Below are 21002 nucleotides of genomic sequence, written 5' to 3' on the forward strand. Positions count from 1 at the left end.
GACGGCGCCGGTCGTCCGGTGCGACCCCGCTCGTCACGGTTGGGTAATGATTTTCATCTTCGGCAAATCCGCTTGGGATTGAAAGTCATTTTCAATTAGTGTGCCCTTCGAGGCGGCGGTCGTCCGCCCACAGCGCCCCAGCGGCACCCCAGAGGAGAACCACGATGAGCAGTCCCGTCACCTTCCGGACCCCCCGAAGCAGCCGGCTGAGGCTCGGCCTCGGCGGGGCCGTCATCACCGTGCTGACGCTGGCCACCGGCTGCTCGACGGGCTCCTCTGGTTCCACGGGGCCGTCGGACGGCAGCGGCGACCGGCCGAGCGCCGCGGCGGCCGACCCGGCGGGCGCGGGCGGCGGCACCGGCAGCGGCAAGGTCATCCACGTGGTGGCCGCGGAGAACTTCTGGGGCAGCATCGCCGGGCAACTCGGCGGCACCCATGTGAAGGTCACCAGCATCATCAACAACCCGGCCGCCGACCCGCACGACTACGAGCCCACCGCCGCCGACGCCCGCGAGGTCGCCTCCGCCCAGTACGCGATCGTCAACGGCATCGGCTACGACTCCTGGGCCACCAAACTGGTGAACGCCAACCCCGCCCCGCAGCGCTCGGTGCTCACCATCGGCGACCTGGTCGGGATCAAGGACGGCGGCAACCCGCACCGCTGGTACTCGCCGGCCGACGTCCACCGGGTCATCGAGCGGATAACCGCCGACTACAAGAAGGCCGACCCGGCGGACGCCGCGTACTTCGACACCGAGAAGACGACGTTCGAGACCCGGACCCTCGGCGAATACAACAGCCTCATCAGCGAGATCAAGGCGACGTACGCGGGTACGCCGATCGGTGCCTCCGAGTCGATCGTCAGCCCGCTCGCCGACGGGCTGGGGCTGAAGATGCTCACCCCGTACTCCTTCCTCAGCGCGATCAGCGAGGGCTCGGACCCGACCGCGCGGGACAAGGCCACCATCGACCACCAGATCGCGGCCAAGCAGATCAAGGTCTACATCTACAACAGCCAGAACGCCACGCCCGATGTGCGGGAGCAGGTCAAGGCGGCCAAGGCCAACGGCATCCCGGTCGCCACCGTCACCGAGACCCTCACCCCGGCCGGTGCTTCCTTCCAGCAGTGGCAGGTCGCCCAACTCAAGAGCATCCAGCAGGTGTTGTCCCAAGCCGCGGGCAAATAGCGGTGGGACCGATCACCCGGATCCGTGATGCCGTCCGGCACAACGCGTCCCACCCCTCGGGGTGCGCCGCCGCCCACTGTCCGGGCCGTGCCGCCGCCGGTCATCCGGCCGACGCTTCCGCCGGCACCGAACCCGTGGTGTCGCTGCGGGAGGCGGCCGTGCGCGTCGGTGGCCGCACGCTCTGGTCGCATGTGCGACTCGACGTCCGCCCCGGCGAGTTCGTCGCCGTGCTCGGCCCCAACGGGGTGGGCAAGTCCACCCTGATCAAGGCCGTGCTCGGCCTGGTGCCGCTCGCGGCGGGCGAGATCAGCGTGCTGGGCGAGCGGCCGGGCCAACTGGCGCACCTGGTCGGCTACTTGCCGCAGCGCCGCAGTTTCGACGCGAGCCTGCGCATCCGCGGCACGGACATCGTCCGGCTCGGCTGGGACGGCGACCGCTGGGGGCTGCCCGGGCCGCGATCGGCGCGCGCCGCGCGGGCCCGGATCGCCGAAGTCCTCGCCCTGGTGGGCGCGTCGGCGTACGCGGACCGGCCGATCGGACAGTGCTCGGGCGGTGAGCAGCAGCGGCTGCTGATCGCCCAGGCGCTGATCCGCCGGCCACGGCTGCTGCTGCTCGACGAACCGCTCGACAGCCTGGATCTGCCCAACCAGGCGGCCGTCGCGGCCCTGATCGGCCGGATCTGCCGGGAGGAGGGGGTGAGCGTGATGATGGTCGCCCACGACGCCAACCCGATCCTCGGCCACCTGGACCGGGTGGTCTATCTCGCCGAGGGCGGGGCGGTCGCCGGGACGCCGGCCGAGGTCATCACCTCGGAGACGCTGACGCGCCTGTACCGTACGCCGATCGAGGTGCTGCGGACCTCCGACGGCCGGCTGGTCGTGGTCGGCCAGCCGGAACCGGCCGCCGTCCACACAGACCGGCACACCGTTCGGCAGTCGTCGGCCGGGCCCACCGAGGCGCTTCCCGAGGCGATTCCCTTGGCGCCCACCGAGGCGCCCAGCGAGGCGCCCGCCGATGTGCCGCCACCGCGAGGAGCCGGCCATGCCGATCGCTGACGCGGCCACCGCCTGGTCGTGGAACCCGCTCGCCGACCTCCAGCAGATGTGGGCGTTCCCCTTCATGGTCAACGCCTTCCGCGCCGGTACGGTCGTCGCCGTGCTGGCCGGGGTGATCGGCTGGTTCATGGTGCTGCGCCGGCAGAGCTTCGCCGGCCACACCCTGTCGACGGTGGCCTTCCCGGGAGCCGCCGGCGCCACCCTGCTCGGCGTCTCCGCCCTCTACGGCTACTTCGCCTTCTGCGTGGGCGCCGCGCTGGTCATCGCCGCCGTCCCCCGGGCCGGACACGACGCGGGACACGGCGCCGGCCGCGAGGAGGCGGCGGTCACCGGCACCGTCCAGGCGTTCCTGCTCGCCGCCGGGTTCCTGTTCATCGCGCTCTACAAAGGCTTCCTCGGCGGCGTCAACTCCCTGCTCTTCGGCAGCTTTCTGGGCATCACCACGGCTCAGGTGGAGGTGCTCGCGCTGGCGGCGGGCGGTGTGCTGCTGATCCTTGCGGTCATCGGACGGCCGCTGCTCTTCGCGTCCGTGGACCCCGATGTGGCCGCGGCGCGAGGTGTACCGGTGCGGGTACTGGCCGCCGTGTTCCTGGTGGTGCTCGGCGTGGCGACCGCGGCGACCAGTCAGATCACCGGCGCCCTGCTGGTGTTCGCGCTGCTCGTGATGCCGGCCGCGGCCGCGCAGCACCTCACCCCCCGGCCCGCGCTGGGCATGGCGCTGTCCGTGCTCATCGCGCTCGCCGTCACCTGGACCAGCCTGACCGTGGCGTACTACTCGCCCTATCCCATCGGATTCTTCGTGACGACCTTCGCTTTCGTGGTGTACGTGATCAGTTGGGGCGTACGGGTGCTGCGCGAGCGCTTCGCCCGTACCCGAGGCGCCGGGTCGGCCGGGGTGTCCGGGGGCTCCGGGCCGGGCGGGGCGTCGGGGTCGTCGGGGCGCGAACTGTGGACAGCGGGGACCCTGTTGTGAACACCATCGCCGCCGGCTGGCCCGGCGCGCTCGGCCACCCGTTCTTCCTGCACGCGGTGCTGGCCGGCGGTGCCATCGCCGCCGCCTCGGGCATGACCGGCTACTTCCTCGTGCTGCGCGCCCAGGTGTTCACCGGGGACGCCCTCAGCCATATGGCCTTCACCGGCTCGCTGGCCGCGCTCGCCTGCGGTGTCGATCTGCGGATCGGGCTGTACGCGGCCACCGTCGCCGTCGCCCTGCTGCTCGGCACCCTGGCCCGCTCCGGCCGCGCCGACGACGTCGCCATCGGCAATGTCTTCGCCTGGATCACCGGACTCGGCGCCTTCTTCCTGACCCTCTACACCACGTCGCGCGGCGCGAGCGACGGCGGCGCCGGGGTCAGGGTGCTGTTCGGCTCCATCTTCGGTCTGTCGGCGGCCCAGACCACAACGGCCGTCGCGGTGGCGGCGGTTGTCTGCCTCGCGCTGCTCGCGGTCTTCCGCCCGCTGCTCTTCGCGTCCGTCGACGAGGCGGTGGCCGCGGCGCGCGGGGTGCCGGTACGGATCCTCGGCTTCGCCTTTCTGGCGCTGGTGGGGGTCACCGCGGCGGAGGCGACCCAGGCCGTAGGGTCGCTGCTGCTGCTCGGGCTGCTGGCCGCCCCGGCCGGCGCCGCCCAGCGGCTGACCGACCGGCCGGGGCTGGCCTTCGCGCTGTCCACCGTGCTGGCGGTCGCCGAGATGTGGGCCGGGCTGGCCGTCAGTTACGCCGTCCCGCGATTGCCGCCCAGCTTCGCCATCGTCGCCGTCGCCACCGCGGTCCACGCCGCCGCTTTCGTGCTCGGCCCGCGCCGGCCGCGGGCGGGGGCGGGCGTGCTCAGCGTCGGTACGCCGTGAGCGGGGTCCTGGCGACGCTCGGCGTGGTACGTCGTGCGCTCGGCCCCCGCTCGGCCCCCGTACGCCTTCAGCAGGGACCCGAACGCCGCCGCTCCCGTACCGCCCACGAGATCAGCCCCCGTACGCCTTCAGCAGGAACAGCCAGACCTCGCTGATGGTCGGGAAGCAGGAGACCGCGTGCCGCAGCCGGCCGATGGGCACCTCGCCCGCGACCGCGATGGTGGCCGAGTGCAGCAGTTCGCTGACGCCGGGACCCACGAAGGTCACCCCGAGCAGGATCTCCCGGTCCAGGTCGACCACCATCCGGGCCCGGCCCCGGTAACCGTCGGCCCAGAGGTTGGCGCCCTGCGCCTCGGCGAAGTCGACGTCGACGGTCCGCACCCGGTGCCCCGCCTCCTCGGCCTGCGCCGCGGAGAGCCCGACCGCGGCGGCCTCCGGGTCGCAGAAGAAGATCTGCGGCACGGCGTGGAAGTCGGCGGTGACGGCGTGCGCGCCCCAGGGCGCGGTGTCCAGCGGCTGCCCGGCCGCGCGGGCGGCGATCGCGGCGCCGGTGATCCGGGCCTGGTACTTGCCCTGGTGGGTGAGGAGCGCGTGGTGGTTGATGTCGCCGACCGCGTACAGCCAGTCGCCTTCGACCTCGCGGACCGCGCAGGTCTCGTCCACGTCCAGCCACGCCCCGGGGGTCAGGCCCACCGTTTCGAGACCGAGATCCTTGGTGCGGGGGGAGCGGCCGGTGGCGAAGAGGATCTCGTCGGCCTCGATCCGGGTGCCGTCGTCCAGCAGGACGCCGACCGGTCCCGCGGGGTCCGGCCGGTGGAGTTCGGTCGCCGAGACGCCGATCCGGACGTCCGCGCCCGACTCCCGGAGCCCGTCGGCGACCATCTCGCCGGCGAAGGGCTCCATCCGGGGCAGCAGCGGACGGCGGGCCAGCAGGGTGACGGCGGAGCCGAGCCCCTGCCACGCGGTGGCCATCTCGACGCCGACACCGCCACCGCCGACGACCACGAGCCGGCCTGGCACGGTACTCGCATCGGTGGCGGTGCGGTTGGTCCACGGCCTGGCCTCTTCGATCCCCGGCAGCTCCGGAAGTACCGGGTCGCTGCCGGTGCACAGGGCGACCGCCTGCCGCGCGGTCAGCACCCGCTCCCCGTCCGAGCCGCCGACGACCACCCGCCGCACGCCGTCGAGCCGGCCGTCGCCGCGGACCAGATCCGCGCCGATGGACCGGACCCAGTCAGCCTGGCCGGTGTCGTCGTAGTCGGTGACGTAGCGGTTGCGGCGGCCGAACACGCCGCTGGTGGCGATCGATCCGGTGACCGCCTCGCGCGCGCCGTCCACCCGGCGGGCATCGGCGAGCGCGATCACCGGCCGCAGCAGGGCCTTGCTCGGGACGCAGGCCCAGTACGAGCATTCGCCGCCGACCAGTTCCCGCTCCACCACCGCGACGCTCAGCCCGGCCGCGCGCGCCCCCTCGGCGACGTTCTGACCGACCGGACCGCCCCCGATGACGACGACGTCATAGGCGCCGCCTGCCCGGGCTCCGACTGATTCGCTCATGCGTCACGTACTCCCGTCGCTGCTGGTCTCCCCCGGAGAAGGGGGAGGGCGCGGGCCATCCTCGCCGCTTCCCGGCGAGGAAGGCGGCAGACCCGACGGGGTCGAGCCCAGGTCCAGCCATTCGGTGGGGGGCCTTCTTCCGGGCGGGCGGCTTCGCGTATGGCAACGCGGCCGTACGTCCGCGGTGACGTGGCTGTACGTGCGCGGCGACGTGCCCGTACGTGCGCGGCGACCGATCCCGTACGTCCGCGGCTGTCGTCCGGCGGGGTGGCTGTGGTGCGGCCGGTCGGCCCGGCGCCGTCCCCACCCGGGCGCTGCGCCCCGCCGTCCTCGCGTCCGGCGACGGGAAGTGCGGGCTCACGGATGCTCGCGGCGATCGCCCGGGCGGTCGGCGCGCCGCTCGGGCCCGCCGGAGGCGAGGTGCCGGAGCCCGGGCCCGGCGGGGCTCGGGGCTGCGGGCGGGGCGGGGCCGGCCGGTCTGATCTCGGCGTATATCTTCCGCTTAGGTGGGCGCGCGTAGGGTCGGATCATGTTCGCGAACGCGCCGGGCTGCGGCGCCGTGGTGTCCGCGGCCGATATCAATGAGCGGATCCGGGATCTCGCGCGCCGGTCGCCGCTGGCGGAGGACGAGCGCTGGGAGCTGGCCCGGCTGTGGAGCGAGTGGCAGACCGCCAGGGACGCCGAGGACCCTGACGCGGAAGCTGACGGGCTCGACGGCCGCGCCTGAATCCTTGCCCGCGCCCGCTCAGCGCGCCGGGTCGGCCGCCGGGGAGGGCGCGGTGCCCGCCGGGCGGCGGTAGATGCCGTTCCAGTGGCTCGCCGCCAGCTCGTGGGCCATCCGCGCGTCCCGCTCCTCGTCGGCCACCGTGTTGATCACATACGTGGCGATCGCCTGTTCGCCGCCCCAGATCATCAGACTCGCCGCCAGCAGCGGATCCATCCCGCCGCCGGCCCGCCCAGCTCGCTGCTCGTCCGCCAGCCGCGCCGCCATCCGCTCCATGAACCGCCGCTGATTGGCTTCGAGCATCGCCCGTACCGCCCTGTCGTAGCCTGCCACTTCGAGGATCGCCGCCAAGGTGGCCGAGCGGGCCCGGTCCCCCCGCACGATGCGGTGGTACGCGTCGGTCAGCCAGGCCAGCCCGTCCTCAGGCCGGTCGGGGTCCCAGTCCTCGCCCGCCTCGAACGTCCCGGCCTTCAGCGACTCGGCCAGACGCAGGATCAGTTCGGTCTTGTCCCGGAAGTACAGATAGAAGGTCGATCGAGAGAGCCCCGCCTCGGCGGCGATCCGCTCGACGCTGAGCTCCGTGAAGCAGGCGCCGTACGGCAGTCGGACCCGATCAGACGGCGGTGGCACCGCCGTCCGCGGCGAGCGTGGCGCCGGTGACGAAGCTGGAGCGCGGCGACGCCAGGAACAAGATCGCCTCCGCGATCTCGAGCGGCTCGGCGGTCCGGCGCAGCGGCAACCCCTTACCGAGCTCGGCCACCCCGTCGCCCCACTCGACCAGGACACCTTCGGTGATGGTCGGACCCGGGGACACGCTGTTGACCCGGACCCCGCTGGGGCCGAACTCCGCCGCCCAGGTGCGGGTGAAGGAGCCGAGCGCTGCCTTGGTGGCGGCGTAGCCGGAGGAGCCGGGAACGCCCATCGAGGCGGCCATGGTGGTGACGTTGACAATGCTTCCGCTGCCCTTGGCGAGCATGGCGGGCACCAGCGAGGCGGTGAGGAAGTAAGGGCCCCGCACATTGGTGTCGAACAACTGCTCAAAGCCGGCGACGCTCTGCTCCACGGTCGCCGCGACCGGGAGCGCCGAGGCGTTGTTGACCAGGATGTCCACCGGCCCTGCCTGCTCGGCCAGCTCGCCGACCGACTCCAGATCCGCCAGGTCGGCGGCGATGAACCGAACCGAGCCGGGGCCTTCCGGGATGCTCGCGGCGGCCGCCTTGCCGCGCTCGGTGTTCCGTCCCGAGATGACGACGGTGGCGCCCTCGCGGACGAAGAGCTTGGCCGCCTCCAGCCCGATGCCCGCCGTGCCGCCGGTGATCAGCGCGACCTGGTCCTTCAGTTCCAACGTACCCAACGTGTTCATCGTGTTCTTCCCTCAGGTAGTGCGAGCCGCGGCTGACGCGAGATGCGCCGGCCACTGTTTTTAGAGCGCTTACTCTATAGTGAGAGCGCAGGGTGGCGCTGTCAACCGATGGCCTGCGGTCGTCGCTGGGGCCCGCTCGCAGGGGCGTCGGGGGCAGGGGAGCGCGAAGACGTGACGACGTGACGACGTGACGACGCGAAGACGCGAAGACGCGAAGACGCGAAAAGCGGCCCAGCGCCGGTGGCTGGACCGCTTGCGAGCGGCGGGTGCGTCCCGCCGGGGAGCGGGGCCCGCGCGGACGCGCGGCTGGGCGCGCCGGTGAAGTGGGGACGGCCCGCGCGGACGGTCCGCCGTGACCGCCGGTCAGGCGGTGGCGTGGCAGCGGATGCGATCGATCATCGCGTCCAGCACGGCTTCCAGTGCGGCGGTGTCGCGGCGCGCCTGGGTCATCAGCAGGCCGCCCTGCAAGGCGGTGAGCAGCGCCAGGGCCAGGAAGTCGGGATCGGCGTCCGCGCGCAGCTCGCCACGGTCCCGCATCGCCTTGAGGCCGTCGCGGATCGCGTCCTCCCACTGGCTGTACCCGGCCACTATCTGCGCGCGGGCCTGCGGGTCGTGGTCGGACAGTTCGACGGACAGGGAGCCTATCGGGCAGCCGCCCTCGCAGTTGCCCGCGCGCTGGACGTCGACGACGGCGTCCCGCCACGCCTCCAGCGCCTCGAAGCTGTCCAGCCTGCTCAGCAGCGGCCGCTGGACGCTGAGCACGTAGTCGGTCTGGTAGGTGATGACGGCCTGGGTGAGCGGCTTCTTGCCGCCGAAGTAGTGGTAGAGCTGCGAGGGGCTGGTGACCCCGGCGGCTTTCAGTACGTCCTCGGTGCTGGTCCCCGCGACCCCGCGTTCGAACATCAGCTTCGCCGCGGCCGCCACGATGCGGTCGCGGGTGGCCTGTCCCTTCGGGGTCAGACGCTGCGGTGCGGTGCTGGTACCCATGCGATTACCGTACCAAAGTTCTGGAGGCAACAGTCTATTTTTTCCTGGGTTCATTTTAGAGTTGACAGTCTATTCGATCGGGTGGAGGATTAGAGCAACGGCTCTAATCTACTCGGCGAACCTGGAGCGGCACCATGTCCACCACCGACCCCGCATACTTCACAGCCTTCAAGAACCTGGCGATGACCCGCACCGACTCCGGCGTGCTGACCGTCCGCTTCCACACCGACGGCGGACCGGCCACCTTCACCGGACAGCTCCACACCGACTTCCCGCGCGCTCTGTACGAGATCGGCGAGGACCGGGACAACCGGGTGCTGGTGCTGACCGGCACCGGCGACCACTTCATGACCGACATCGACGGCCCCAGCCTCGGCGACATCACCAAGCCCGTCGTCTGGGACCAGGCCGTCGCAGAGGGGCGCCGGATCATGCAGCGCCTGGTCGACCTTGAGATGCCGATCATCGCCGCCGCCAACGGGCCCACGACCGTGCACAGCGAGTACATCCTGGCCGCCGACATCGCGATCGCCGCGGACACCACGGTCTTCCGCGACTTCCCGCACCTGACCTTCGGGATCGTGCCCGGTGACGGCATCGCCATCGTCTGGGAGGAGGCCATCGGGCTGAACCGGGCCCGGTATCTCACGCTCACCCACGGCGAGTTCAGCGCGCGGGAGGCCCAGCAGTGGGGAGCGGTCGCCGAGGTGCTGCCCCTTGAGCAGGTGCTGCCGCGGGCCCAGGAACTCGCCGAGACCCTCGCCGCCAAGCCCGCGTTGCTGACCCGCTACCTGGCCGTGACCATACGCCAGCGCCTCAGCCGCCGGCTGGCCGAAGGCGTCCAGCTCGGGATGGCCCTCGAAGGCCTCACCGCGGCCGACATGGCGTACCAGGAGCCGTCCGCCCGGTGAGGCCGTGACGGTCGATGCCCCGGGTGCACGGTCCGCCGCTTGCGCCGGCTCTCCGTGGGCCGGTCGGCGGTGGTTGTCCGGTCTAGTGCGTCGCGCGGCTACTTGGATTCGATCCGCCCACGCGAGTTGGGGTCGGCCGTCAGCGCGTCGCGTGCCTCCTGCCACGCGGGGTCGCCGGGGGAGAGCGCGGTGCGGAGGTAGGCCGTGGTGAGCCGCTGGACCACGGCGACCCGCCCAGGGTCCTCATCGGTCGTCTCGGCCACGTCGTATCCGGCGACCCCGCCCAGCCCATGCTCCGCCCCGAAGAGGGTGAGCAGGGACGTGGGGCCGGGGGAGAGGACATAGGGGTCGGTGTGCCACGCCGGGCCCCGAACCGTCAGATGGGTGGAGGCGTCCTGGTCGCCGGCCACCACGAGCGTGGGCGTTGACATCGTGGAGAAGTCCGTGGTCAGGAAGAAGGGGTAGTTCTCGGCCGCGACCGCGCTGAGGGCCTCGCCCCCGCCGCCGGGCGCGGCGAGCAGCACACCGGCCTTGATCCGGGGCTCGGCCAGGTCGACTTCCGTCCCGTCGTCCGGATCGGTGAGCCGGGCGCCCAGCAGCAGGCTCGCGGTGTGGCCACCCATCGAGTGCCCGGCCACGGCGACCTTCTCCCGGTCCAGGCGGCCGCGGAGCTGGGGGACGGCGGCCTCGATCACGTCGAGCCGGTCGAGGATGAGCCGCATGTCCTCGGCCCGTGACCGCCAATAGAGCGGCGCGCCGGGTGTCTTGGGATCGAGGTCCAGCGTTTTCGAGCTCAGGTGGGTGGGCTGGATCACCAGGAAGCCGTGCGCCGCCCAGTAGTTGGCGAGGGGGGCGTAGCCGTGTAGCGAGGAGAGGTTGTTCGAGGGGCCGTGGCCGTGCGAGAGGAGGATGACCGGCAGATCGCTCCCGGTCACCGGAGCGGAGACACGTATCTCCAGGTCGACGGCGCGGCCGGGGGCAGTCAGCACCACCGGGCTGACGGAGAGGACGGGGGTGGGTGTGGTGACGGTTTCCACGGGGTGCGGAGGGGTGGTCATGGCGGGTGTTTCCCTTCCTGGGGCGCTGCTGCCGGGCCGCGGCTCGCGGGCGGCTCCCTGCCGAGAGGCTGGGCCCCGCCGAGCGGCTGAGCGGCCGCCGTGGGCGGACTACGGGCTCGCCGGGGCGTCCGGATGGTCGGCGACAGCGAAGCGGATCACTGTTCCGTTTACGATACGGAGCAACGTTCCGCTTTGTCAAAGGCGGTCGGCGGGCAGCCTGGGCGGTGGAGGGCTCGGGGGGCCGAACGCGCCCCGTGCCGGCCGCGAACTCGTCGCGCCGCGAGGGCCGTTCACCCGTGTGGCACGATGAACCGATGTGGTCACGACTGCCCTTCGGCGACGGATTGCGGGCTGAGCTGGGCGAACCCCGGCGGAGCCGCCGGCTGAGCAGCAGTCCCCGCTCGCGGGTGTGGAGTGTCGAGCTGGCCGCCGGCCCCGCGGTGGTCAAGCAGATCGTGGATGCGCCGGACGCCGCGGCGCGCTATGGGCGCGAGGTGTCCGCGCTCCGGCTGGCCGCCCGCGTCGAGCCGCCCGTCGTACCGGTGCTGCTGGGCACCGATTCCGGCAACCGGGTGCTGGTCCTGGAGAAGCTGGCGCACCGCCCACCGCCGCCGGACTGGACCGTCGACTACGCGGCGGCCCTGGCCCGGCTGCACGCGGCCGGCGCCCGGCAGGAGGTGGGCGCGCTGCCCGCCTGGTCCGGCCCGACCCGCGACGACATCGGCTCCTTCCTGACGCTGGCCGAGGCGCTCGGGGTCTCCGTACCGCCGGGCGTGGCCGGCGAACTCGACGACCTCCTCGATCGGCTCGCCCAGGCACCGAGGAACGCGCTGCTGCACGGTGACCCCTGCCCCGGCAACGATCTGCACACCGGCGACGGCGTGAAGTTCGTGGACTTCGAGCAGGCCGCGCTGGGCAACGGCCTGACGGAACTCGCCTACCTGCGGGTCGGCTTCCCCACCTGCTGGTGCGTGACCACGGCGGACGCTCCGCTGCTTGACCGGGCCGAGGCCGCCTACCGCACCGCCTGGCGCGCCGCGACCGGCGCCGAGCCCGAGGGGGACCTCACCGACGCGTGCGCCGGCTGGCTGCTGCGCGGCGACGCACTCGTTCAGCGGGCGGAGCGGGAAACCGTCGACCACCTGGCCCGGATCCCGTCCCAGGACTGGACGTGGGGCACCGCGACCGCCAGGCAGCGACTGGTCCACCGCCTCACCGTCGTCAGCCGCCACGCCGCGGACCGCCCCGACCTCACCGCCCTGACCCAGCTCACCACCGGCATGCTCCATCGCATGACCGCATGCTGGCCAGCCCTCCGACCGGTCCCCGCCCAACGCCCGTAGCGGCTCATCCCGTTGTCCACCGTCACCATGATTCCTGGCGCCAGAATCCGGATCCCCGGGGAGAGGGGCCGGGTCATGGGCGAACTTGGACACGTATATCCGGGCGCCCTTATACTGAGAGTGCTGGTCGGCGATAATGTCCATCTCGGACGGTCGGACCCGCAGAGGGTGCGGCCGGGTCGTGGTCTCCCATTTTGGAGAAACCATGCGTGCTGCCGAACTTTCCGCCCCGCACTCGGATCTCAAGCTGGTCGAACGCGATGTTCCCACCCCGGGGCGCGGTGAGATCCTGGTGAGGATGACCGCCTGCGGGATGTGCAACTCGGAGGTGACCCTGGTACACGGGGAATATCCCTTCGCGCAATTCCCCACGATTCCGGGGCACGAGGTGACCGGTGTCATCGAGGAACTCGGTGAAGGGGTGAGCTGGCCGAAAGTGGGGGCGCGGGTAGGGGCCCAGTTCCTGTACGACTCGGATATGCGCTGCGACTACTGCGTGCAAGGTGAGCAGATCCTCTGCCCTAACAAGCGCATTACCGGCATCGTCACCGACGGCGGTTACGCCGAGTACGCGGTATTCCGCGAGGGATTTGTGACCCCGCTGCCCGACAGCCTCGATCCGGTGGCCGGCGCGCCGCTGATGTGCGCGGGGCTCACCGCCTTCAACGGCCTGCGCAAGGCGGGCGTCACCTCGGGCTCCCGGGTGGCGGTGCTCGGCGCCGGCGCCATCGGCGGTATGGCGGTCAGGTTCGCCATCGCCATGGGCGCGCGCGTCGCCGTGCTCGGCCGCTCCCACCGCAGCGAGGAACGGGCGAAGGAACTCGGCGCCGAACGCTTCATCGCCACCGCCGAGGAAGACCCGGTCGCCGCCCTGAAATCCTGGGGCTACGGCGCCGATGTGATCATCAACAGCACGCCGTCCAACCAGGCCGCCGCCGACACGCTGGGCGGTCTGGCCCCCGACGGTACGCTGGCGCTGCTCGGGTACGGTCCTGATCCGCTGGAGCTGCCGACCCAGTTGATGGTCCTGAACCGGCTGCACGTCATGGCCTCACCCTCCGGCTCCCCGCACGACGCCCGGGACACCCTCGACTTCGCCACCCAGCACGACCTGATGCCCGACATCACCGCGATCGGCCTCGACGAGGCGCCCGCGACCCTGTCCCGGATGGTCGAGGGCAAGTGGCATGCCGGCCGAGCGGTCATCACCTTCTGAGCGGCCTTCTGTTCGCGGAGCCAGGCCCCCACCCCCCACCCGCGCACACGTCAGGCGGACCTCGACCGGTCCGCCTGACGCCCGTTCCGCCCACCGCTCAGCGCCCCGAGCGGGCGGCGCTTCCCCTCAGGGGTGGAGGACGATCTTGTTCGTCTCGCCCCGCTTGTTCTTGAACATCTCGTAGCCCTTGGGTGCCTCCGCCAGCGGCATGTGGTGCGAGACGACGAAGGACGGGTCGATGTCACCCTTGCGGATCCGGTCGAGCAGCGGCCGCAGGTAGTGCTGGACGTGGCACTGGCCGGCTCGCAGGGTCAGTGACCGGTTCATCAGCGAGCCCATCGGGAACTTGTCGACCAGCCCGCCGTAGACACCGAGGGTGGAGACGGTGCCGCCGTTGCGGCAGGCGAGGATCGCTTCCCGCAGGGCGTGCGGACGGTCGGTCTCCGTACGGGTCGCCTGCTTGGTGCGGTCGTACGCGTTGACCGGACCGGTCGGGTGATGTGACTCCATGCCGACCGCCTCGATGCACGCGTCGGGGCCGCGGCCCGCGGTCATGTCACGCAGCGCCTTCAGCGTGTCGGCCTCTTCGTAATTGATGGTCTCGGCGCCGGTGTGCTCGCGGGTGCGGTCCAGCCGGGCCGGAAAGCGGTCGATGACGATGACCCGTTCGGCGCCGAGCAGGTAGGCGCTGGCCGCGGCGAACTGGCCGACCGGCCCGGCGCCCCACACCGCGACGGTGTCGCCGGGCGTGATGTCGCAGTTGTCGGCGCCCATATAGCCGGTGGGCAGGATGTCGGAGAGGAAGAGGACCTGCTCGTCGGTCAGGTCGTCCTCGACCTTGATCGGGCCGACATCGGCGAACGGCACCCGCGCGTACTCCGCCTGCCCGCCGGCGTAGCCACCGAGCATGTGGGAGTAGCCGAAGATCCCGGCGGTGCTGTGGCCCATGAACTTCTCGGCCAGGCCCGCGTTCGGGTTGGAGTTCTCGCAGACCGAGTACAGCTCGTGCCGGCACGCCCAGCACTGGCCGCAGGCGATGGGGAAGGGGACGACCACCCGGTCGCCCACCTTGAGCTTGCGGACGGCCGGGCCCACCTCGACGACCTCGCCCATGAACTCGTGGCCGAGGATGTCGCCCTTCTTCATGGTGGGGATGTAGCCGTCGTAGAGGTGCAGATCCGAGCCGCAGATCGTGGTGGAGGAGACACGGATGATCGCGTCGCTCGCGTTGAGGATCTTCGGGTCAGGGACATCGAGGACGTCGACCGAGTTGCGCCCGGTCCAGCAGGTGGCCTTCATGGCGGTTCTCCTTGGCGGATCGGGTATCAAGCGGCGGCGGCGAGCGGCTGGGCCGGCCGCTGCCTGGCCTGGCGGAAGGCGCGGGTGCCCTCGGGGCTGGCGTCCGAGCGGACCACTTCGCCGGTCTCCATGACCTGCTTGAAGCGCCGCAGATCGTCGCGGACCTGCTGTTCGGGGTGTTCGCCGAGCAGCTTCGCGACAGCGGTGCCCGCGCTGCCGGCGGGCGGGTCGTAGGACAGCTCCACCCGCACTTCGGTGCCGCGGTCGCCGGGAGCGTCGGAGAAGCGCACCGAGCCGGTGTTCCCCACCGGCGTGGGGCCCTTCGACTGCCAGGCGATGACCGAGTTGGTCCGGTCCTCGGTGATCTCGGCGTCCCATCCGATGGTGCGCCCGGCCGGTCCCCTGGCCTTCCAGTGCGAACGGGTGGCGCCTTCGGTCTCCACCGATTCGAGGTGGGCCATGAAGCGCGGCAGGTTGGCCAGGTCGTGCCAGTAGCGGTAGACCTCCGCACGCGGCCGGTCGATGGTGATGCTCGCGTACAGGCTCATGGTGCCCCGGCGGTCCTCGTCCTTCTGCCGCCGCAGCTCCTGGATCGCCGCGTAGACGCCCGCCCCGGTGATCGCGGCCAGCGCGGCGGCGGTGACCGCCGTCCGGAGCTTGCCGCCGGCGCCCCGGCCGCCGCGGCCCGCGCCCGCGTCCTTGCGCTCGTTGCCCCTGAACTCGGCGCCCCGGGCGGCGAGCGCGCGGCCCAGTGCGGTCAGGTCGATCGTGTCGCCCGTGACCCGGGTCCACACCCAGGTGGCGGGCTCGCGGCCGGCCGGCAGCAGGGCGGCGTGCCCCGGCTCCCGGCTGCCCGGGTTGCCCACCAGCGGGATGGCGGTACGCGCCGTGAGGAGGGCGTCGGGGACGCCCGTCAGCCGGCTGACCGCCTTCGGCGCGGTGACCTGGGCGGCTCGCAGCCCGAGACCGGCCCAGCCGAGCACTTTCGGCAGGCGTTCGGTGGTGGATACGTGGTGGTGGCTCACGGGGCCCTCCATGATGTGGTCCGTCCTACCGGTTGCGGCGGCGGTCGCGGCGCGGTGGCACTCGCCGGGACGCGCCCGGCGCCACCCATGGCGGACCGCCGGGTGCGACCAGGGGCTGCTACCCCGGAGCTGGCGGAAAATTCTTCCGAAACACCAATAAATGCTCGGTAAACGGTAGAAAACCTGACCAAACGGGGGCGAGTGCGCGCATCGGGCGGTCGTCCGTCGTCCGCGAACCCGTGGACCATGCGGATCTGATGAGCCGTCACAAGCCGCCGGGAGCACGCCCGATGCGCCGGACCCCGGCGGGAGGGACGTCAGCGGGTTGCGCCGGCGTCAGGATCCAGAGCCTGTACGGGGCGGCGGGACCGACCGGGCAGGAGCAGTTCACCGCCAGGCCGCTGCTCGCCTGCTGGTTCCGCCGGGGGCCGTTGGGGCCGCCGGGGGTTGTTGACCGCCGCATTGTTGACGATTCAAATTAGGCATGCCTAACCTAATGTGCCGTTGTCCCCCGGTCCCCTGCGCGAGGATGGTTCAGCCATGCCCCTGCCCGGTTCGATTCCGCATGCCCTGCCGCTTGCCGCGGCGGCGCCGTCGACGCCGCTCGGTCCGTTCGAAGACAGTGCCGTGGCCTGGGCGACCTGGGTAACCCTGATGGGATTCGTCGGCATCACCGCGCTGGCGCTGGTGGCGGTGGGCCCGGTCGCCCGGCGGATCGGCTCCGACACGCTCGCCGCCGTGACCGTGCGGCTCTCCCGAGTCGCGGTCGTGCTGGGGATCCTGGCCGGGCCGGCCGTACTCACCGACATCGCGCACGACGCCTCGCAGAGCGGCGGCTACGACTACGCCGCCGCGTGGCACACGCTCTACGACGGCAGCAACGAGGGCCGTCTGCTCGGACTTGAGGTGACCCTCGTCCTGGTCGGAGCCTTGCTGGTCGCCCCGCTCGCCTTCCGCCCGGTCGCGGCGGGACCCGCCCGGCGGTGGCTGCTCGCGGCCGGTCTGGGCGCGGGGGCCGTCGCCCTCGGCACCACCAAATTCCCCGACGAGGTGCCGGACGACTGGGGCCGTACCGTCTTCGAGACGCTCATGTGGATGCTGCACCTGCTCGGCGGCTCCGTCTGGCTCGGCGGCCTGGCGGGACTCGCGCTGCTCACGCTCCCGGGCGCTGTCGGCGCGAACGACCGGGGCGCGTTCTGGTCCCCGGTGATCCGCCGCTTCTCCGTCGCCGCCATGGGCTGCGTCGCCGCCATCACGCTGTCCGGGCTCTTCCTCTACTGGGAGCATGTGGACGGTCCCACACAGCTCTTCACCACGATGTACGGGCGGGTGCTCGGCGTGAAGATCCTCATCTTCGGCGCCCTGCTGCTGCTCGGCGGCTTCAACCAGTTCTGGCTGCACCCCCGGGTGGACGCACTGCGCGCGGCCGGCGACGAACGTCCGCTGCGTACCGTCCTCGTCCGGGACTTCCCGGTCGTGATCACCATCGAGGCGCTCCTCGGCATGTCGGTGGTCTTCGTCGCGCCCTTCCTGCACGGCTCGGCCCGCAACCAGGCGTTCCAGGCCGGCGCGGCCAAGCACTCCGCGGTCTCGCTCGACGACCTGCCCAAGATCCCCACCAAGGAGGTCGGCGCGTCCACCTGGGTGTGGGGGACCGGTGAAACCCTTCTGGTCATCGCCCTGATGATCGCCGGCTACTGGCTCTCCGGAGTCCTGGCCCGCCGCCGCACCGCCGCCGCGACGGCCACCGCCGTCACCGACCCGGGCGACCTCATCACCGCGTAACGCCCAGGGAGGTCAAGCCGCTTGGCGACGGCCCACACCGGCGCCAACGGTCGGCCCGGGCCCGGTCCCAACGACCGGTACCCGGGCCGATTACGCTGATGACCGCCGGCAACTCGCCCTGGTGGAGCGGGTGGAGCGGGTGGAGCCGGTCGAGCGGGGCGGGCGTCTCACACCCCGGCGCGCGCCGCGTCCGCTCGTCAGCCGGTGACGCGGCCCTTCTTGAGCCGGTCGCGGTGGGCGGCCTGCTTGGCGCGGTTGCCGCACATCGCCATGCTGCACCAGCGGCGGACGCGGCCCCGGGTGTGGTCGACGAACATCAGGGTGCAGGCCGGGCCTTCGCAGGCCTTGACGTCCGAGAAGTCCTCCGTGCTGAGGAATCGCGCCAGCGCCTCGCCGATGGGCAGCAGCAGCGCGTCCGGTGAGCGCCAGCGGCGCGTGGACTGTAGCCGGAGGCCGGTCTTGCTCACCCGGTCCGCCCCGTCCGTCCCGCCCTGGCCGTCCGCGACGAGCTGGAGGAATCCCTCGTCGCGCGCGAGTAGCCGGTTCAGCGGCGCCAGCTCCTGGAGGGCGCCGGGATCCAGCGGCCGGCCCCGGTGTTCGCGGACGAAAGCCCTGAGGTCCTCGCGCAGACTGCGCGCCTGGGCCGCGATCTGGTCGAGCTCGCCCGGCAGCGCCTGCTCCCGCAGCTCGGCGAGGGTGCGGGCCGGCACCAGCTCCGCCTGTTCGAGCCACGCCAGCAGACCGTCGCCGTCGTCGATCCAGTCGATCTCGGTGTCGACCGGTGTGGCGATCGAGTTGAGGAAGTCCAGGCCGAGCGTGTCGGCGAGGAACAGAGCCGGACCGTGCTGGACCATCCTGACTGTCCTCTCTGTCGTGTCTGCCTGGTTTGTCTGCTGACCGCTCCCTCGGACAAGGAGCGTTCGATGGCGACAGTAACCGCCTTGAGTCCTGTTGACAAGTTATCCGGCGCTCCATAACCTGACGAACGTCTTCAGAGAGGTTAGCTCGCAGCGCCTGTCTGTGGCCCGAGCAGAGATGACGTGGAAGGAGCAGGAAATGAAGGAAGTGCGGGAAGTGCAGGAAGTGCAGGAGAGCAGCATCGGGGTCGTGCTGGCGCACGGCGCCTGGGCCGACGGATCGAGTTGGCACCAGGTGATCGCGGGACTGCGGTCGGAAGGGGTGAAGGCGGTCGCCGCGCCGCTCCCGCTGACCTCGCTCGCCGACGACGTCGCGACGCTCGAGTGGACGCTGGAGCGCTTCGACGGCCCGGTGGTCGTGGTGGGGCACGCCTACGCCGGCGCGGTCATCGCGTCCACGCACGACGAGAAGGTCGCGTCGCTGGTCTATGTCGCCGCACTCGCCCCGGACGAGGGCGAGACGGTGGCCGACATCTTCTACCGGACCGACCCCCACCCGCGCGCCCCCGAACTCGCCCCCGACCCGCACGAGCTGATCTGGCTGCCCGAGGAGGCCTTCGGTGCCGCCTTCGCCCAGCAGGCGTCCGAGGAGGAGCAGGCACTGCTCGCCGCCACCCAGCGGCCGCTCGCCGCCGCGTGCATCGGGACCCCGGTGGGCCGGCCGCTGTGGCGGGACCGGCCGAGCCGGTTCCTCGTGGCCGAGGAGGACCGCATGATCCCGGCCGCGAACCAGCACTTCATGGCCGAGCGGATGAAGGCGCGGACCCGGACGGCCCCCGTCGACCACGTGCCCATGATCACGGCGCCGGGCGAGGTCGTCGGCATCGTGATGGAAGCGGTGCGCGAGGCCGAATCCGGGCGCTGAGGCCCGGTCGGCCCGGCTGGTCCGGCTGGCCTCATCGGGCACGGCCGGGCAAGGGGCGCCGCGCCGGAGAGCTCGCGTCTCGCATTGCATAACCCTTTACAGGCCTACAAGACAGTTACAACGCGGCCGCACACCACCCACCGCGTCCTGAAGAGAAGAGATGGCCCGCCATGGCCGACATCGCCTACCGCACCGCGAGCGTGGACGGTCTGAATGTCTTTTACCGGGAGGCCGGCGCACCCAACGCGCCGACCCTGCTCCTGCTGCACGGATACCCGTCGTCGAGCCACATGTTCCGGGAGCTGATCCCGCTGCTCGCCGACCGTTTCCACATCGTCGCCCCCGACCTACCCGGCTTCGGGAAGTCCGACATGCCCGCGCGCGGCGACTTCGACTACACCTTCGAGCACATGGCCGAGGTGATCGACCGCCTCACCGAGATCCTGGGCCTGGACCGGTTCGCGCTCTACGTGTTCGACTACGGCGCCCCGGTCGGTTTCCGGATCGCCGCGCGGCACCCCGAGCGGATCAGCGCGATCGTCTCGCAGAACGGCAACGCGTACGAAGAGGGACTGAGCGAGGGCTGGGCGCCGGTCCAGGCGTACTGGAAGGAGCCGTCGCAGGCCAATCGGGAAGCGGTCCGGATGCTCGTCCAGCCGGAGACCACCGTCTGGCAGTACACCCACGGGGTGCCCGACGAGACGCGGGTCAGCCCGGACGGCTACGGCCTGGACAACTTCTATCTCGCCCGGCCCGGCGCCGTCGACGTCCAGCTCGACATCTTCCTCGACTACGCGACCAACGTCGCGCTCTATCCCACGTTCCAGGAGTACTTCAGGAAGAGCAGGCCGCCGTTGCTCGCGGTGTGGGGCCGGAACGACCCGTACTTCCTGCCCGCCGGGGCCGAGGCCTTCAAGCGGGACCTGCCCGACGTAGAGGTGCGGTTCCTGGACACCGGCCACTTCGCCCTGGAGACACATGTCGAAGAGATCGCCGACGCGATCCGGGAGTTCCTCGCCGGCTGACATCCCTGCCGGGCACCCGCCCCGGCGCAGCCGCCAACAGCCAAGCAGCGAAGGAGAAATGGCATGCCCGACTCCGTAGCGATCGTCACCGGGGCCAGCCAGGGGATCGGCCGCTCGACGGCGATCCGGCTGGCGCGGGACTTTCCCTCGGTGGTGCTCGTCGCCCGCAACCGCGCCAACCTGGACGACACGGCCGCGCAGGTGCGGGCGGCCGGGGCCGAACCCCTCGTCGTCGACCTGGACCTGGCCCGGCCCTCGGCGGCCAGGACCGTCGTCGACACGACCCTTGAGCGGTTCGGGCGCATCGACGCGCTGGTCAACATCGCCGGCGCGGTACCGCAGATCGATGTGCTCGACATGACCGACGAACAGTGGGACGCGGGGCTCGCCCTCAAGCTGCACGGCGCCCGGCGGCTGACCGTCGCGGCCTGGCCGGCCCTGATGGAGAGCAAGGGTTCGGTCGTGCTGATGTCGGGCAACTCGGCCATCTCTCCGAGGGCCGCCACCGGGGCCGTCGCCACGATCAACGCCGCGATCGCCGCCTTGGCGAAGGCCTTCTCCGACCGCGGCATCATGGACGGCGTCCAGGTCAACAGCGTCATGCCCGGCGCGGTCATGACGGGCCGCCGCCGCTCGTACCTCGAACACTGGGCACCCGCCCACGACATGACCGTTGACGAGGCGATCGCCAACTTCCCCGCGAAGGCCGAGATCACCCGCTTCGGCCAGCCGGAGGAGATCGCCGAACTGATGGCGTTCGTCGTCTCGCCCGCGGCCCGCTGGATGACCGGGTCCGTGCTGCGGATGGACGGCGGGGAGATCAAGTCCGTCTGACCGCGG

At 71.7% G+C, this 21002-nt stretch carries 20 protein-coding genes; 12 read left to right on the forward strand and 8 right to left on the reverse strand.

Annotated elements, in window-relative coordinates; genetic code table 11:
• Positions 1-164: 164 nt before the first annotated feature.
• Genes OG519_RS23980 through OG519_RS23995 form a run of 4 tightly spaced genes read left to right on the forward strand, consistent with a single transcriptional unit; the run spans position 165 to position 4087 of the window.
• The gene (locus OG519_RS23980) at positions 165-1187 is read left to right on the forward strand and encodes a metal ABC transporter solute-binding protein, Zn/Mn family (protein ID WP_405587577.1); all 1023 of its coding nucleotides are present in this window, start codon (positions 165-167) and stop codon (positions 1185-1187) included.
• A 2-nt stretch (positions 1188-1189) separates the two neighbouring features.
• Positions 1190-2242, forward strand: coding sequence for a metal ABC transporter ATP-binding protein (locus OG519_RS23985; protein ID WP_405587579.1), 1053 nt, complete (start codon positions 1190-1192; stop codon positions 2240-2242).
• On the forward strand, positions 2229-3215 hold the full coding sequence (locus tag OG519_RS23990) for a metal ABC transporter permease (RefSeq protein WP_405587582.1): 987 nt from the start codon (positions 2229-2231) through the stop codon (positions 3213-3215). The genes OG519_RS23985 and OG519_RS23990 overlap by 14 nt, the downstream gene beginning before the upstream one ends.
• The gene (locus OG519_RS23995; protein WP_405587585.1) at positions 3212-4087 is read left to right on the forward strand and encodes a metal ABC transporter permease; all 876 of its coding nucleotides are present in this window, start codon (positions 3212-3214) and stop codon (positions 4085-4087) included. Before OG519_RS23990 ends, OG519_RS23995 begins: the two co-directional genes overlap by 4 nt.
• A 111-nt stretch (positions 4088-4198) precedes the next feature.
• Here the strand turns inward: OG519_RS23995 and OG519_RS24000 are convergent, their stop codons facing one another.
• On the reverse strand, positions 4199-5644 hold the full coding sequence (locus tag OG519_RS24000; RefSeq protein ID WP_405587588.1) for a dihydrolipoyl dehydrogenase family protein: 1446 nt from the start codon (positions 5642-5644) through the stop codon (positions 4199-4201).
• 529 nt (positions 5645-6173) lie between these two features.
• Here OG519_RS24000 and OG519_RS24005 point away from each other — a divergent pair.
• Positions 6174-6371, forward strand: a complete 198-nt coding sequence (locus tag OG519_RS24005; protein ID WP_405587591.1) for a hypothetical protein — start codon at positions 6174-6176, stop codon at positions 6369-6371.
• 18 nt (positions 6372-6389) lie between these two features.
• Here OG519_RS24005 and OG519_RS24010 read toward each other — a convergent pair whose 3' ends face one another.
• From OG519_RS24010 to OG519_RS24020, 3 genes are all read right to left on the reverse strand, one after another.
• On the reverse strand, positions 6390-6998 hold the full coding sequence (locus tag OG519_RS24010) for a TetR/AcrR family transcriptional regulator (RefSeq protein WP_405587593.1): 609 nt from the start codon (positions 6996-6998) through the stop codon (positions 6390-6392).
• Complete coding sequence (locus OG519_RS24015) at positions 6982-7731, reverse strand: SDR family NAD(P)-dependent oxidoreductase (RefSeq protein ID WP_405587596.1); 750 nt, start codon at positions 7729-7731, stop codon at positions 6982-6984. Before OG519_RS24015 ends, OG519_RS24010 begins: the two co-directional genes overlap by 17 nt.
• 363 nt (positions 7732-8094) lie before the next feature.
• Positions 8095-8718 carry a TetR/AcrR family transcriptional regulator gene (locus OG519_RS24020; protein ID WP_405587599.1) on the reverse strand — a complete coding sequence of 208 codons (624 nt, stop codon included), beginning with the start codon at positions 8716-8718 and terminating at the stop codon, positions 8095-8097.
• Positions 8719-8852: 134 nt separating this feature from the next.
• Between OG519_RS24020 and OG519_RS24025 the strand changes: the two genes are divergently transcribed.
• A complete protein-coding gene (locus tag OG519_RS24025; RefSeq protein WP_405587602.1) occupies positions 8853-9629 on the forward strand; it encodes an enoyl-CoA hydratase/isomerase family protein in 777 nt (258 codons plus the stop codon).
• A 98-nt stretch (positions 9630-9727) separates the two neighbouring features.
• Here the strand turns inward: OG519_RS24025 and OG519_RS24030 are convergent, their stop codons facing one another.
• Positions 9728-10687 carry an alpha/beta hydrolase family protein gene (locus OG519_RS24030; protein ID WP_405587604.1) on the reverse strand — a complete coding sequence of 320 codons (960 nt, stop codon included), beginning with the start codon at positions 10685-10687 and terminating at the stop codon, positions 9728-9730.
• A 314-nt stretch (positions 10688-11001) separates the two neighbouring features.
• On the opposite strand from OG519_RS24030, the gene OG519_RS24035 reads away from it, so the two are divergent.
• Both OG519_RS24035 and OG519_RS24040 read left to right on the forward strand, forming a co-directional pair.
• Complete coding sequence (locus tag OG519_RS24035) at positions 11002-12030, forward strand: phosphotransferase (RefSeq protein WP_405587607.1); 1029 nt, start codon at positions 11002-11004, stop codon at positions 12028-12030.
• A 205-nt stretch (positions 12031-12235) separates the two neighbouring features.
• Positions 12236-13246: an alcohol dehydrogenase catalytic domain-containing protein gene (locus OG519_RS24040; RefSeq protein WP_405587609.1), complete on the forward strand. Its 1011-nt coding sequence runs from the start codon at positions 12236-12238 to the stop codon at positions 13244-13246.
• Between the two features lie 126 nt (positions 13247-13372).
• On the opposite strand, the gene OG519_RS24045 is transcribed toward OG519_RS24040, so the two are convergent.
• Both OG519_RS24045 and OG519_RS24050 read right to left on the reverse strand, forming a co-directional pair.
• Positions 13373-14545: a zinc-dependent alcohol dehydrogenase gene (locus tag OG519_RS24045; protein WP_405587612.1), complete on the reverse strand. Its 1173-nt coding sequence runs from the start codon at positions 14543-14545 to the stop codon at positions 13373-13375.
• A gap of 26 nt (positions 14546-14571) precedes the next feature.
• Positions 14572-15570 carry an SRPBCC family protein gene (locus OG519_RS24050; RefSeq protein ID WP_405587615.1) on the reverse strand — a complete coding sequence of 333 codons (999 nt, stop codon included), beginning with the start codon at positions 15568-15570 and terminating at the stop codon, positions 14572-14574.
• Positions 15571-16110: 540 nt separating this feature from the next.
• Between OG519_RS24050 and OG519_RS24055 the strand changes: the two genes are divergently transcribed.
• On the forward strand, positions 16111-17355 hold the full coding sequence (locus OG519_RS24055) for a copper resistance D family protein (RefSeq protein ID WP_405587617.1): 1245 nt from the start codon (positions 16111-16113) through the stop codon (positions 17353-17355).
• A 197-nt stretch (positions 17356-17552) separates the two neighbouring features.
• Here the strand turns inward: OG519_RS24055 and OG519_RS24060 are convergent, their stop codons facing one another.
• Complete coding sequence (locus OG519_RS24060) at positions 17553-18209, reverse strand: CGNR zinc finger domain-containing protein (protein WP_405587619.1); 657 nt, start codon at positions 18207-18209, stop codon at positions 17553-17555.
• Between the two features lie 202 nt (positions 18210-18411).
• On the opposite strand from OG519_RS24060, the gene OG519_RS24065 reads away from it, so the two are divergent.
• The 3 genes from OG519_RS24065 to OG519_RS24075 all read left to right on the forward strand — a co-directional run bounded on the left by OG519_RS24065 (position 18412) and on the right by OG519_RS24075 (position 20996).
• Positions 18412-19137, forward strand: coding sequence for an alpha/beta fold hydrolase (locus tag OG519_RS24065; RefSeq protein WP_405587621.1), 726 nt, complete (start codon positions 18412-18414; stop codon positions 19135-19137).
• 170 nt (positions 19138-19307) lie between these two features.
• On the forward strand, positions 19308-20162 hold the full coding sequence (locus OG519_RS24070) for an alpha/beta fold hydrolase (protein ID WP_405587623.1): 855 nt from the start codon (positions 19308-19310) through the stop codon (positions 20160-20162).
• Positions 20163-20225: 63 nt separating this feature from the next.
• Positions 20226-20996, forward strand: a complete 771-nt coding sequence (locus OG519_RS24075) for an SDR family oxidoreductase (RefSeq protein WP_405587626.1) — start codon at positions 20226-20228, stop codon at positions 20994-20996.
• Positions 20997-21002: the final 6 nt, after the last annotated feature.

The organism is Streptomyces sp. NBC_01190 (assembly GCF_045039895.1).
GTDB lineage: Bacteria > Actinomycetota > Actinomycetes > Streptomycetales > Streptomycetaceae > Actinacidiphila.